This window comes from Bacillus xiapuensis (genome assembly GCF_002797355.1).
Classification (GTDB): Bacteria; Bacillota; Bacilli; order Bacillales; family Domibacillaceae; genus Bacillus_CE; species Bacillus_CE xiapuensis.
In genome coordinates this window covers 1,660,056-1,673,432 of the sequence record NZ_KZ454939.1, presented here as the reverse complement: position 1 = coordinate 1,673,432, position 13,377 = coordinate 1,660,056, and the positions used below count along the sequence as shown (strand labels likewise).

The 13,377-nt window shown below is 45.9% G+C and carries 14 protein-coding genes; 11 read left to right on the top strand and 3 right to left on the bottom strand.

Annotated elements, in window-relative coordinates; genetic code table 11:
* Nucleotides 1-293 precede the first annotated feature (293 nt).
* The 5 genes from CEF20_RS08295 (at nt 294) to CEF20_RS08275 (ending at nt 6,298) form a co-directional block, all read left to right on the top strand.
* A complete protein-coding gene (locus CEF20_RS08295; protein WP_100331364.1) occupies nt 294-3,932 on the top strand; it encodes a dynamin family protein in 3,639 nt (1,212 codons plus the stop codon).
* A gap of 49 nt (nt 3,933-3,981) precedes the next feature.
* The gene (locus tag CEF20_RS08290; protein WP_408607785.1) at nt 3,982-4,134 is read left to right on the top strand and encodes a hypothetical protein; all 153 of its coding nucleotides are present in this window, start codon (nt 3,982-3,984) and stop codon (nt 4,132-4,134) included.
* A gap of 14 nt (nt 4,135-4,148) precedes the next feature.
* Entirely contained in the window at nt 4,149-4,988 is an 840-nt protein-coding gene (locus tag CEF20_RS08285) for a sulfurtransferase (protein WP_100331362.1), read from the top strand.
* A gap of 109 nt (nt 4,989-5,097) precedes the next feature.
* Nucleotides 5,098-6,003, top strand: a complete 906-nt coding sequence (locus CEF20_RS08280; RefSeq protein WP_100331361.1) for a 5'-3' exonuclease — start codon at nt 5,098-5,100, stop codon at nt 6,001-6,003.
* A gap of 19 nt (nt 6,004-6,022) precedes the next feature.
* A complete protein-coding gene (locus CEF20_RS08275; protein WP_100331360.1) occupies nt 6,023-6,298 on the top strand; it encodes a DUF6123 family protein in 276 nt (91 codons plus the stop codon).
* Between the two features lie 258 nt (nt 6,299-6,556).
* Here the strand turns inward: CEF20_RS08275 and CEF20_RS08270 are convergent, their stop codons facing one another.
* Nucleotides 6,557-6,949, bottom strand: coding sequence for a ribonuclease HI family protein (locus CEF20_RS08270; RefSeq protein WP_332849201.1), 393 nt, complete (start codon nt 6,947-6,949; stop codon nt 6,557-6,559).
* A gap of 151 nt (nt 6,950-7,100) precedes the next feature.
* Complete coding sequence (locus tag CEF20_RS08265) at nt 7,101-7,772, bottom strand: queuosine precursor transporter (protein ID WP_100331358.1); 672 nt, start codon at nt 7,770-7,772, stop codon at nt 7,101-7,103.
* A 281-nt stretch (nt 7,773-8,053) separates the two neighbouring features.
* On the opposite strand from CEF20_RS08265, the gene CEF20_RS08260 reads away from it, so the two are divergent.
* Together CEF20_RS08260 and CEF20_RS08255 are read left to right on the top strand one after the other, a co-directional pair.
* Entirely contained in the window at nt 8,054-8,707 is a 654-nt protein-coding gene (locus CEF20_RS08260) for a reverse transcriptase-like protein (protein WP_100331357.1), read from the top strand.
* Nucleotides 8,708-8,745: 38 nt separating this feature from the next.
* Nucleotides 8,746-8,925, top strand: coding sequence for a zinc-finger domain-containing protein (locus CEF20_RS08255; RefSeq protein WP_100331356.1), 180 nt, complete (start codon nt 8,746-8,748; stop codon nt 8,923-8,925).
* Nucleotides 8,926-8,980: 55 nt separating this feature from the next.
* On the opposite strand, the gene cspD is transcribed toward CEF20_RS08255, so the two are convergent.
* Nucleotides 8,981-9,181, bottom strand: a complete 201-nt coding sequence (gene cspD, locus CEF20_RS08250) for a cold-shock protein CspD (protein ID WP_024422747.1) — start codon at nt 9,179-9,181, stop codon at nt 8,981-8,983.
* Between the two features lie 281 nt (nt 9,182-9,462).
* On the opposite strand from cspD, the gene mntR reads away from it, so the two are divergent.
* From mntR to CEF20_RS08230, 4 genes are all read left to right on the top strand, one after another.
* Nucleotides 9,463-9,882, top strand: a complete 420-nt coding sequence (gene mntR, locus CEF20_RS08245) for a transcriptional regulator MntR (RefSeq protein ID WP_100331355.1) — start codon at nt 9,463-9,465, stop codon at nt 9,880-9,882.
* 320 nt (nt 9,883-10,202) lie between these two features.
* Nucleotides 10,203-10,637 (top strand): hypothetical protein, encoded by a 435-nt coding sequence (locus CEF20_RS08240; RefSeq protein ID WP_100331354.1) that lies wholly within the window; start codon nt 10,203-10,205, stop codon nt 10,635-10,637.
* Nucleotides 10,638-10,907: 270 nt separating this feature from the next.
* On the top strand, nt 10,908-12,596 hold the full coding sequence (locus CEF20_RS08235; protein ID WP_100331353.1) for a formate--tetrahydrofolate ligase: 1,689 nt from the start codon (nt 10,908-10,910) through the stop codon (nt 12,594-12,596).
* Nucleotides 12,597-12,656: 60 nt separating this feature from the next.
* Nucleotides 12,657-13,160, top strand: coding sequence for a hypothetical protein (locus CEF20_RS08230; RefSeq protein ID WP_100331352.1), 504 nt, complete (start codon nt 12,657-12,659; stop codon nt 13,158-13,160).
* Nucleotides 13,161-13,377 lie beyond the last annotated feature (217 nt).

Below are 13,377 nucleotides of genomic sequence, written 5' to 3'. Positions count from 1 at the left end.
AAAAGCTGATTGATAAATGAATGAAGTAAATGAGGGAAGGGGCGTCCATCATGGTTTGGGTATTTGCCGTGGCGACTGTTGTCGTTTATGGAGGAGTTATGAAATATGTCGTCCATCATGTAGACAATGCATAAGCTCGGGAAGAGCGGGTAAAAGAAAAGGAAGAAGGCTGCAGACAGCCTTCTTCCTTTTCTGTTATTTAAGATGGGAAAGTCGCCTGAAATCGTATACAATAGGAGATAAGACAGCGGACTAATCAATGAATTGAACATAGAATAAGGGGTTAGAGAAGAATGCCATTAGCTACTGAACAACATCCATTCACAGAAACAATTGCCAGAACCGTCTGGCTGCATGATATATTTGAAAAATGCGGCGACGAAGAGCGGGCAAAGAAAGCCAAGCTTTTTTTGAGAAAGCTTCAGGAAGAAGAATTTATTGTCGCTTTTTGCGGCCATTTTTCTGCGGGAAAATCAACGATGATCAACGAGCTGACCGGGGAACAGCTGCTGCCGTCTAGCCCGATTCCGACGAGTGCTAATTTAGTGAAAGTACATAAGGCAGAAGCGGATTTTGCCAAGGTATTTTATAAGGATCGCCAGCCGCTTTTGTTCAAAGCGCCGTACCGCTTTGAAAAAGTGAAAGAATATTGCAAAAATGGAGAAGAGGTAGAAGCTATTGAAATTGGCCATGAGCAATCCAGCTTGCCTCCGGAGGTCACGGTTATGGATACCCCGGGAGTGGATTCAACGGACGATGCTCACCGCATTTCCACTGAATCTGCTCTCCATTTGGCTGATATGGTGTTTTATGTGATGGACTACAATCATGTGCAGTCCGAATTGAATTTTATTTATACAAAAGAGTTGCTCGCTCACGGGGTAAAGCTTTATTTAATCATTAACCAAATCGATAAACACCAAGAAGAAGAATTAACATTTGATGCGTTTCAGCAATCAGTTTATGATTCCTTCGCTTCCTGGAATGTTCATCCCGAAAAGTTTTTCTTTACGAGCTTGAAGGATCGGGAACTGCCATATAATGATTTTGAAGAGGTCAAAGCGCTGATTCAAAAAAGCATGTCTGATCGGGAGCAGCTGACTTTGCGTTCCGCTGAAACGATGATGAACCGCTTAGTAAACGAACATCTTAAATGGCTGCAAGACAGCCAGGAAGAGAACCGCCAGCAGCTGCTTTCCGTTCTTGGGGAGCAGTGGAATGAACAAGAAATCGCAGCGAAGGAAGAAAGAGCAAAAGCAGAGCTTGAGAAGCGGGACCCGGAAGCGCTCGTGCAAGCATTCGAAGAGAGCCGTGAACAGGTATTGAAAAATGCTTATTTAATGCCAGCTTCCACGCGCGAATTGGCCAAGGATTACTTGGAAGCGGCCCAGCCGGAATTTAAAGTTGGGTTGCTGTTCAGCAAGAAAAAGACAGAGGAAGAGAGAGCTAGACGCTTGCAAGCTTTAATGGAGGATCTAAAGGAAAAAGCAGAATCGCAGCTGGAATGGCATTTGCGTCAGCTGCTGAGCAAATGGCTAAAGTCAAGCGGACTGACGGACGATTCATTGCAAATGGAAGCAGAGGAGTTTGCTGTTTCGTTTGATTCATCCTTAATTAAGAATGCGATTAAGCCCGGAGCGCGGGTAACCGGTGACTACGTGTTAAATTACTGCGATGAAGTCGCCAATCAGCTGAAAAAAAATGCTCGGCAAGTGTCTGATCAATTAAAAGACAAAGCCGCTCATGAAATGACCGGGCAGTTTGCAGCGGACTGCCGGCAGTTAAAGGAGGAGTGGGACCATTGGCATCAGAAATTAGAAGCTGTGCGCAAGCTGCGCCAACTGGACGAAGCCTCCAGAGAACGCAGCCGCCTTCTGCATGAACAAATGACCCGTTCTGCGGACGCCTTGCCAGAACGCTTTCAGCACTTTGTACAAGAGTGGGACGCTGAACGCCAGCAAATGACGGTATTCAGCGGGGATCTAGAAGCGGAGACAGCTTCTTTCCGCGAGCTTGAGGACAGGGAGGAAGAGCCCGTTTTCGAAGCTGAATCGTCTGCGGTGCCTGTTGAGGGCACGGTGAATAAATTAAAGCATATGACGCGCCATCTTGAAGGAATTCCAGGATTCAGCCGCTTTGTCAGCCGCCTGTCGCAAAAGGCGGAGCGCCTTGCCAATAGAACCTATACGATCGCTTTATTCGGTGCTTTCAGCGCCGGAAAATCATCGTTTGCAAACGCCTTGCTTGGAGAGAAAGTGCTTCCGGTTTCACCTAATCCGACAACGGCCGCTGTGAACCGGATCCATCCGTCAGATAACCGGCACAGTCATCGGACAGCCGATATTCATTTGAAATCAAGAGAGCAGCTCTTGAAAGATCTATCCGATTCATTAGAGCTCTTTGACCGCGTCGCCGTCTCGCTTGAGCAGGCAAATGAAATCATTCCTAAATTGCTCCAATCCAATGAAGGAGAGGGAAGGGAAAAAATTCACTTATCTTTCCTGAGAGCGTTCCATGAGGGCTATCAAGAATATAAAAAATATTTGGGGAAGACCTTGACGGTTGATCTCCCGGCGTTCCAAGGCTTTGTTGCCAATGAAAGACAAAGCTGCTTTGTTGAATCGATCGACTTGTATTATGATTGTGAATTTACAAGGCAGGGAATCACGCTTGTCGATACGCCAGGGGCTGACTCTATCAATGCCCGTCATACCGGCGTTGCATTTGAGTACATTAAAAATTCAGATGCTGTCTTCTTTGTCACTTATTATAATCATGCGTTTTCAAAAGCAGACCGCGAGTTCCTTATTCAATTGGGACGAGTAAAGGATGCATTTGAACTGGATAAAATGTTCTTTATCGTCAATGCAATTGACTTAGCGAAAGATGATGAAGAAGTTTCCGAAGTGCAGAATTATGTCAAAGCTCAGCTCTCGCAATACGGGATTCGCTTCCCGCGGCTGTATGGTGTTTCAAGCTTGTTGGCGATACAGGAGAATGAGCGGGGAGAAACCGATCATCCAGCCTCTAACCTTTGTCCGTTTAAGGAAGCCTTTCAGCGCTTTCTCGAAGGTGATTTGACAAAGATGGCGGTTCAGTCGGCTGAAGCGGAATGCGAGCGCGGATTGGAAAGACTGCGCCAGCTGATCGCCACTGCCAAAGAAAACCGGGAGAACCGTGAGCAAAAACGCCAGCAGCTGACCGAGCAGCAGCACAACATCACCGCCCATCTGGCAAGGGAAACAGAAGAGCTATTGGAAAAAAGATTATCCCAAGAGATGGATGAATTGGTTTATTACGTGAAACAGCGCGTCTTTTACCGCTTTACTGATTTCTTTAAGGAGACATTTAATCCGGCTGCCTTAAGCACACAGCCTATAAAGACCGCTTTACAGCATGCGCTGAAAGAATTGCTCCAGGCAGTAGGCTATGATTTAGCGCAAGAAATGCGAGCGACAAGCTTACGGGCAGAAAATCATGTTCACCAGCTGCTGTCTGAAAAGCATGCCCATCTACAGCATCATTATCACAAGATTCAGCCGCAATTATCGTTTTCACCTTTGGAATGGGCATCGAAAGAAACGCCGGAGTTTCCAACCGCTTTTGCCCAGGAATCATTATCGGCATTTGCTAAAGAATTGGCTCTTTATAAAAACGCCAAGACTTTCTTTGAGAAAAATGAGAAGCAAATAATGCAAGAGCAATTGGAAGAAAAAATCTCTGCTCTCGCTGATCGTTACTTAGCAGCCGAAAAAGAAAAAATGCGGGATTGGGCATTTGAAGAATTGCATTCGGGCATGGAAATAATCAAGGAAACGATCCTTACAGACATAAAAGAACAGTTCAGCGCATGGCTTGAAGTGCTGGATCATGCGGAGAGCATTGAGGAATGGGAGATGACGCTGGTTGAACTTCAGCAAACACAAGGATGAAATAATCCGCCGTTTTCACGCATGCGCCACATGCCGCCACTTTCAGCCGATGAAAAATGAAAGAGGTATGCGTTATTTTTGCCGCCGTTTAGGTTATCACACGAAGCCTGAGTATCGATTTGACTGTTGGAATCCGAAAGAGCCGGTTATTCGGCTCATGAAAAAAGGCTTTTGGCAGCTGGTAATAGCGAGCCGCCATTAAAGGAGGAGAACGCTTTGAATTATATACGATCTGTTGAGTGGCTGGCCGCATGCATGGATCAGCCGGATGTAGTTATTGTCGACTGCCGATTTCATTTAATGGATCCTCAGGCTGGAGAGGAAGCTTATAAAGCCGGCCATATTCCCAACGCTTTTTACGCGGATTTGGAACGCCATTTATCCGGCCCTGAACAGACCCACGGTGGCCGGCACCCGCTGCCGGATGTGAAGCAGCTACAGGCTGTGCTGGAGTCCTTCGGAATTACGGAGCGGTCAACGGTGGTGGCCTATGATCAGGGAGAAGCTATGTTTGCGGGGCGCTTCTGGTGGCTGCTTTCGTATATAGGACATGAAAAGGTGTATGTTCTGGACGGCGGGTTCAAAGCGTGGAAGGAACAAGGGCTGCCAGTCACACAAGAAATTCCTCCGCCTGCTCTGGGCCAGCTTGCTATTAATCTGCAGACGGATTGGCTTGCAACGTTGGAGGAGGTCAAGGAAGCGGCTTTGCACGGCGCTCCAGCTACACTGATTGATTCGCGCGCCGCTGAGCGCTATAAAGGGGAAGTGGAACCGCTTGACAGAGTGCCGGGGCATATACCTTCCGCTCAAAACTATTTCTTTCTAGACAGTTTAAAAGAGGGGTATTGGAAATCCCCGCAGCAGCAAATGGAACGCTTCCGCAAGCTCGACCGCACCAAGCCGGTCATTGTCTATTGCGGCTCCGGAGTTTCCGCTACGCCTAATATTATCGCGTTGAAAGCAGCCGGCTTTCGTGATGTTAAGCTGTATGCGGGAAGCTACAGCGATTGGTCTTCCTATCAAGAACTGCCGGTGGCAAAGGGAGAGAGTGAATAAAGAGCTGACTGCCTCTATAAGGGGGCAGTTTTTTGTGGGAAAAAGATTGTTGTCTTGTCTTTTTTAATAAGAGATTGTGAATGTGGTAGAATAGTATGGAGGTGAGAAAATGAATAAACAAGAACATTTGCTGCTGGCTGATGGCATGGCCTTATTGTTTCGAGCTTTTTTTGCGACGGCGGTCAGCAGGCAGTTTATGATAAATTCTCAAGGCATGCCGACGAATGGCGTGCAAGGATTTATGAAGCATTTATTAATGGCTGTAGAGCATGTTCAGCCGACTCATGTGGCTGTTTGCTGGGATATGGGAAGCCAAACATTTCGAAATGACTTATTTGCTGCGTACAAAGCGAATCGCTCGGCGCCGCCTGTGGAATTAATTCCCCAATTTGACTTAGCGAAGGATGTAGCGGCTTCTTTTTCGTTCCCGAATATCGGATTGGCCGGCTATGAAGCGGATGATTGCATCGGTACGATTGCCAAAAGCGACCATAAAGAGCGGAGAGTCACGATCTTAACAGGAGACAAAGACTTGTTGCAGCTTTTAGATCATAATATTGAGGTGATGCTTTTGCAGAAGGGCTTTGGCCGTTACTTGACTCATTCAGTACAGAGTTTTCAGGAGCAGTACGGAGTAACGCCGAAGCAATTTATTGATGTGAAGGCACTCATGGGAGATCCGAGCGACGGATATCCCGGTGTGAAGGGAATCGGTGAAAAGACAGCCTTTAAATTAATTCAGCAATTCGGAACGATAGAGCAAATTTTGCAGAATGCGGATCAATTAACCCCCGCCCAGCGCAGAAATATAACAGAAGATGTGGCAAGGCTCCGCGTCTTTCAGCAGCTGGCGCAAATTGACTGCCGAGTACCATTGGAATGGAGTATTCATGACGCTAGATGGGAAGGCATCAGCAGCGCAGCTGAGCAAGCTGTGGAGCAGCTGGAATTGAAAGTTCTTCGCCGTCATCTCGCCCAGTTAGCAGCTGCGGAAAGCGCCCATCCGTTTCGATAAAGTTAGAGGTGAAAATGAAATGAGGAAGGATCAAACGTTAGATGCCTATTTATTGTGCCTTGAAGCGAAAGGCTTTAAGTTTTCAGATGATATGATTGCCTTCATTTATTTCGGGAAGAAATATACAGATGCCTCTGATTGTCTAGTGAAGGCGGCGGTGGAAATCACACTGAAGGCCCAAAAACAGTTTGATGGCAGCTTCTTTTTATCTTTGCTTGAGCGGCTGAAAGAGCAAAAAACAGACAGTCGAATAGAGGCTATGCAGTTTGCGGAATCTCAGGGGCTGCTCAAATAATCGGCAGCTTCCGAACGGGGGAAGGCTCCGCAAGCAGTCAGAGAAACAGCAGTTTCGAGAGGCTATTCATCCGGTAATGCAGGAGGATGCGCCGCTTTTTTACTAGGGTGGCGCTTGCCGGCGATGGCACAGAATCGCCGGCAAAAGCAGGAAAGCTGTAAGGAAGGTTGGCTCTTCAATCGCATGTTCCATGATGACATAAGCGATACCTCAATTGAAGGCGCTTGCGAAACAATAAAGAAAGCTCACAAGGCAGTCTTATAGTCCGTCTGCTCTTTCGTTGAGGCGAATTGCTTTTCGGGCCAGTGAGTCAGCCTTGTTTTCTTTACTGGGCACCCATTTGATAAAAAACAGCGGAAACGTTTCTGCTAGCTGCAAGATGGCGGATAAAAGCGGTTTATATTGCTGTTTGTGAATATATCGCTTTTCGATCGCTTGCACCACCGTTTGAGAGTCGCTTCTAAGTGAAATCACTTCCGCCTTTTCGTTCCTCAGCAGCTCCATTGCTTTTATCACCGCTTGAAATTCGGCTTCATGCACATCGCACCGCCCAAGCGGAAAGGAGTGTCTTTCCACTTCTCTTTTCCTTTTAATGAAAATGCCAGCCCCTGCCCATCCGGGTGAACCTGTGCTGGCTCCATCCGTGTACACTTCAATCAATAGCTTTCCCCTCCCTTGTAGAAGTTCATTTTACGGAAAAGTACAATGATTGGCAATATGGGCAAGTTTCATTGCCGGCTGTTTTCATAAAAATAATTGGCATAGATGAACTGTGCCAATCAGCCTGACGTCTTTATTCTCCTTATTCAGGAAAGCGCTTGGCCAAGTAGCCAAATGGAGTATCAATCACAGCGACAATCCATTTCAAGGCATACGTAGAAAAGAAAATTTGCAGCCAAACCTCCGGGGGAAATGCTCCAAGAAAAGCGATGGTTGTAAATACGAATGTATCAAGGAGCTGGCTAATCATTGTACTGCCGTTGTTTCGAATCCAGAACTGTGAGTCTTTCGGGAATTTTTTCTGCAAAAAGGAGAAAATATAAACATCTGCAAACTGGCTGATTAAATAAGCAGCCAGACTTCCGATCGCAATGCGCGGCAAAAGAGTAAATAAATCCTCCATTGGCCCTTGGGCGAAATCGGAAGATCCCGGTTCAAAAAGCAATACCATTTGCATGATGATTGTCATCATCAGCAGGGTAAAGAAGCCGAGCCAAACCGCTTTCTTTGCAGCTGCTTTCCCGTATCGCTCATTCAGCAAATCGGTGGCTAAAAAGGCCGTTCCGTACATGGTATTTCCCAAAGTGGCTGTTAAACCAAATATTTCAATCGTTTTTACCACCTGCAGATTAGCCAAAATGGTAGAAATTCCGACCCAGACAAACAGCCCTGTGCGGCCAAACAGTCGATACATGGCTAAAAATATAGTAAAGTTAACTAGAACAAAAATAAATCCAAACCATTCATTAAACATGATACTCCTCCTGCCATATGGCGAATGGGTTCAATTGTTTGATCTCGCATATAAGTTGCCGTATGCCCCTTCATAAGTGGAAGGGAGAAGCAAAAGGCGAAGCGGGAGAACACGCACCTAAAGGTCCGGTTCGTTCGGGCCTGCAGGATGCAAAGACGCTGCAAGGTTCGTTTTCGTGCTTATTTAACAGAGAAAACTCCGGCTGTTGGAAGGATCACTTAACGCCTAACGTACATTATACAAAACTGAACATATCGGTCAAGAAGAAAGAGGGGATATCCATGAAGATGCAGATTAGATGGACATACGATAAGAAGGGGCTAAAAGCAGATTTCCAATCGAATTGGCTGCCAAAGGAAGATGTGCGTCCGATCATTGAAGACTTGCAAAAGAGCGGGCGATTGAAAGCGGTGGCCATCATGGATGAAATGCAGAATGAATGGACATTGAAGGAATTTAGTAAACTGAATCGGCAATTGGATGAGGAGCCAGGTGAAGTAGAAGTGTATTTTGATGGAGGATACGATCTTCAGACCGGAGCATCAGGCATCGGAGTTGCCGTTTACTACAAAAAGAACGGTGAACAGTGGCGGCTCCGTGTGAATGAACGGCTGATGCAATTATCTTCCAATAATGAAGCGGAATATGCAGCTTTATATCGGGCTGTTCAGGAGCTCGAAAAAATAGGAGTGAAACAAATTCCCGTTACAATAAAGGGAGATTCACAAGTGGTATTAAAGCAGCTGGCCGGAGAGTGGCCGTGCTTTGAACAAGGGCTAAACAGCTGGCTGGATCGGATTGAACAAGCGATTGATAAGCTTGGGATTCAGCCTGCATACAAGCCGATTGAAAGAAAACGGAATAAAGAAGCGGATAAATTAGCTAATCAGGCATTACAGGAAGTGTTTGTCCGCAGTCATGCGATTCTGTCGTAAAGAAGCGGCCTAGAACGGGCAGGAAGGGTGTGAGGAAGTTGAAGCGAAAGCAAGTATTTGATCAAGTAGAGAACTTGCTTCAAACTTATTGTCAAGGCTGTTTATTAAAAGCAACCTTTCGCAAAGAATACGGAAAGGCTTATGCGCATAAATTCTGCATAACTCAATGCACAGTCGGAGAGCAGCTTAAAAAATGCGGAGAGCAGCTTGCCGAGTGATGGGAGAAAAAATTAAAAGCCGGCAACTTATGCCGGCTTTAGCGCTTTTAGGTTATTATAGCTTAGTAACGTTAGCAGCTTGAGGTCCGCGGTTTCCTTCCACGATTTCAAAAGAAACTTCTTGACCTTCTTCTAAAGATTTGTAGCCGTCACCTTCGATTGCTGTGAAGTGAACGAATACGTCGTCTCCGCCTTCCACTTCGATAAATCCGAAACCTTTTTCGTTGTTAAACCATTTTACTTTACCGTTTTGCATAATAATGAATCCTCCTAAATCTTCGAAACACATTATATCTTTATGTGCTCAAATCAAAATATTCATCACTTACAGGTTTTCTATAAGTAATGTCTTCAATATACAATATCTCCATATATTAGTCAAGAAAAGAGAGGAAAAGAATTCAAGTTTTTTTGAAATCAATTTTTTGCAAACAATTTAGCAGAAGGCAAGGGGGCTCCCGGATGTTTTCCTCACCTTGTACTCCACACATTATTATAGTAAACTTTATCTTATGAGTAAAATTCAGGAGGGTTCCAATGCCTACACCTAGCATGGAAGATTATATAGAGCAAATTTATTTACTTATAGATACAAAAGGGTATGCGCGTGTCTCTGATATTGCTGAAGCTCTTTCAGTTCATCCATCCTCTGTCACGAAGATGGTTCAAAAATTGGATAGGGACGAATATCTCGTTTATGAACGGTATCGCGGGCTGATCCTGACCGACAAAGGAAAGAATATCGGCAAGCGGCTTGTCGCACGTCATGATCTGTTAGAGGAGTTTCTCCGTCTCATCGGTGTAAAAGAAGAGAACATCTATAATGATGTGGAAGGAATTGAACACCACTTGAGCTGGGATTCCATTGACAGAATTGCGGATCTAATAGAGTTTTTTAATGAAAACCCTTCCCTTCAAAAGAACCTGATTTCAAACGCCAAAAAACATGACGAATAAAGAGCCGCTCCTTCATTAGGCGGTGTTTTTTCTGCTGTTCTGGAAGCTTTTCCATCCATAAAGGAACCTACAAAGAGCGGGGATTTCTTTCATTCGCTGCTGCTGAAAAGAAGAATAAAGGCTAATCTTGCAGTGCCTTTGCAGCTTCGAACGAATCGGCATTTCAGCTGCCGCGGTTCTTCGCTTCGCCTTTTAGTTCTCCCTCTATTGTTTATTGTGGAAGCGGGAGACTGACGGCGCATACATGCGGGATACAGTACAGCAGGAGGTTGTTAATTGCTGCACATCATAAAAAAACAAAAGGAAATGAGATATAAACGATGGATTATTTTTTCTCCTTTATAAAGAATGCGGATCCGACTCTGCAATTGAAAATGGAAGAATCCTTTCCTGGATCGAGATGCGTGGGCGGAAAATATTCAGCCAGCACGCATGCGATCACGCTGTATCGCCAGGATATAGAGATTCAGTGCAAAAGACTCCTCGGCTCGCTTGATCGGCTGCGGGAATACGAATGGATTGTACTGGCTCATGAATTAGGCCATGCACTAGATAAAGAACTGGCTCTATTAAGTGAGCGGCTGGCTGAAACGAATCAGATTTCTGTTCTGGAAAAAATAGAAAGAAATGCTTGGGCCATTGCCAAGCAGTATATTCCTTTTATAGATGAGCAATTATTTGATTATATTCAAACGGAGTCATTACGCTACTTTTCTAATAGCCCGCTTGTCCAGCCATCCGCGTCACCTGCGTAAGCCGTTCTTGTGTAAGAACGGTTTATTTTTATTGCTCTTTATCAGAGGTTTCACTTACAATGAGAGTAAAAAGCGGCTTATAGGCGGGCAGACATAGTAAACGGTCTGTCTTCACGGTGAAAATAGAGCGAAGCTTCAAACATGAGGATCTCTCATCTCCCGGTTTTTTAAAAAAGATGCTGCCGCTTCAGTCGTGGAATGGCCGGATTTTGTTAAGCAACTAGGTAGTTTTCTTATTTTCTTATGTTAGATAAGTCTGGAGGAAGAAGAATGACTGTACATACAAATATGAAAAGCGATATAGAGATAGCGCAAGCAGCTGTTATAAAGCCAATAAAGGAAATTGCCGCAAAAATTGGCCTTCAGGAAGAGGATATTGAACAATACGGAAAAACAAAGGCGAAGTTAGCGTTTGAAGCGCTTGAACGGTTACAGACAAATCCGGACGGGAAAGTCATTCTCGTGACCTCCATCAATCCAACGCCGGCTGGAGAAGGAAAATCGACGGTTACAGTTGGCTTGGCGGATGCCTTAAATAAGCTGGGCAAAAACACAATGGCGGCGATGCGTGAACCTTCTTTAGGTCCCACGATGGGGATCAAGGGAGGAGCTGCCGGCGGAGGCTATGCCCAAGTGATTCCAATGGAAGAGATTAATCTTCATTTCACTGGAGACATTCATGCGATCACAACCGCTAACAATGCGCTCGCTGCATTGATTGACAATCATATTCATCAAGGAAATGAACTGCAAATTGATCAACGCCGCATCGTTTGGAAGCGGGCGGTTGATCTCAATGACCGCGCGCTTCGTCAAGTGGTCATCGGACTTGGCGGGGCAGCGCAGGGTGTGCCGCGTGAGGACGGATTTGATATTACAGTAGCGTCTGAAATCATGGCGGTTCTTTGCCTGGCGGATAGCCTTGAGGATTTGAAAAGCCGATTATCGCGAATGATCATTGGCTACAACAGAGATAAGCAGCCAGTCACTTGCGGAGACTTAGGCGCTGCCGGAGCGCTGACATTGCTGTTGAAAGATGCATTAAAACCTAATTTAGTCCAAACGATCGGACACACGCCAACTCTTATCCACGGCGGCCCATTTGCGAACATAGCTCATGGCTGCAATAGCGTGATGGCTACCAAAACAGCGATGAAGCTCGCTGATTATGTTGTCACAGAAGCTGGTTTCGGAGCGGATCTTGGTGCGGAGAAATTTTTCAATATAAAATCTAGAGCCGCAGGGATACATCCTAGTGCTGTTGTGATCGTGGCAACCATTCGCGCCCTGAAAATGCATGGCGGACAGCCAAAAGAGCTGCTGAAGGAAGAAAACGAAGAGGCGCTTCACACCGGTTTAGCCAATTTAAAGAAGCATATGGAAACGGTTCAAGCATTCGGGGTGCCATTTGTCGTCGCTATCAACCGCTTTGCAACGGATACCGGAGCGGAAATCAAGCAGTTAGAGAAATGGTGCCAGGAAGAAGGAGTGCTGTTTTCCTTAACGGAAGTATGGGAGAAAGGAGGCGCTGGCGGCTTAGATTTAGCCGAGAAAGTCATTCGGATAATCGATGAGACGCCAGCTGATTTTAAACCTTTATATGAGCTTGATCAGCCTCTAACTGAAAAAATAACAGCCATCGTGAGAACAGTCTATGGAGGAAGAGGGGTTGAATTCTCTTCCAAAGCGGAAAAGCAGCTGAAAGAATTTACGGAGCGCGGCTGGGGCGGACTGCCGGTATGCATGGCGAAAACGCAGTATTCATTGAGCGATGATCCTGCAAAAGGAGGCCGTCCGGCAGGCTTTACGATTCATATTCGCGAATTAATACCGAAGATCGGCGCCGGCTTTATTGTGGTTTTAACGGGAGATGTAATGACAATGCCCGGCCTGCCCAAAAAACCGGCAGCCTGCTCGATGGATGTAGACAAACACGGAAGAGCGATCGGTCTGTTTTAAGAAGATAAGGGGGGGATGGCATCACCATCCTCCATCTTTTTGAGAGAAGGAGGAGGTTTTTTGTTCGATCCTGCCGCTTTCGATAACATCAAATTTATCATTCATGGGGAAGTGTATGATCGGGACTTAGCCGGTTTATTTCAAGTTCATGAAAGAAAAGATGCGGTGGACCTTGCGACGATGTCCAGGGAATCATCCATTGTTTTTTCATTGAACTCCGCTCCTGAGGTTCAGGCAGCGATCAGTATTCAAGCCGATGTAAAACAGCTGGCGGGTGAACTGATGCAGCTGCCAGGAGCTGTTCCCGGTGTGACAATGGAAATTATTTATTCGGGTTCAGCCTCGAGTTTGACGGAAATGAAAATGAGTAAGCTGGAAGAATTGTGGGGAAAGGGCCGGCTGATGGAACGAAAACAAATAAACTCCAGCTTAACAGGTAAGGCTGCCGAATGGCACCTCCATTTCAACCGGATCATTACCGAGGAAATGATGGATGAAATGGCAGCGCTTGTAGGATTTATCGCAGACACATTACAAGTGATCGCAAGCAATTCAATAAAGTGACTCCAAAACAGAGGGGGCTTGTGCTTCTCCTCTGTTGAAAAGAAGAGCAAAGACGGCCATCGCAATGTCCTATTGCAGCGCCTTTGCCACCTGCCTCTTGCAGGTCCGATCCAATCGGACCTTTAGGCGCCATGACTTCTCTTGCTCCATTTTTTCAAGAGGGAGACTGATGGCATTTTAGATGCGGAACCCAACAGATTTATGACGCTCGGGAGTG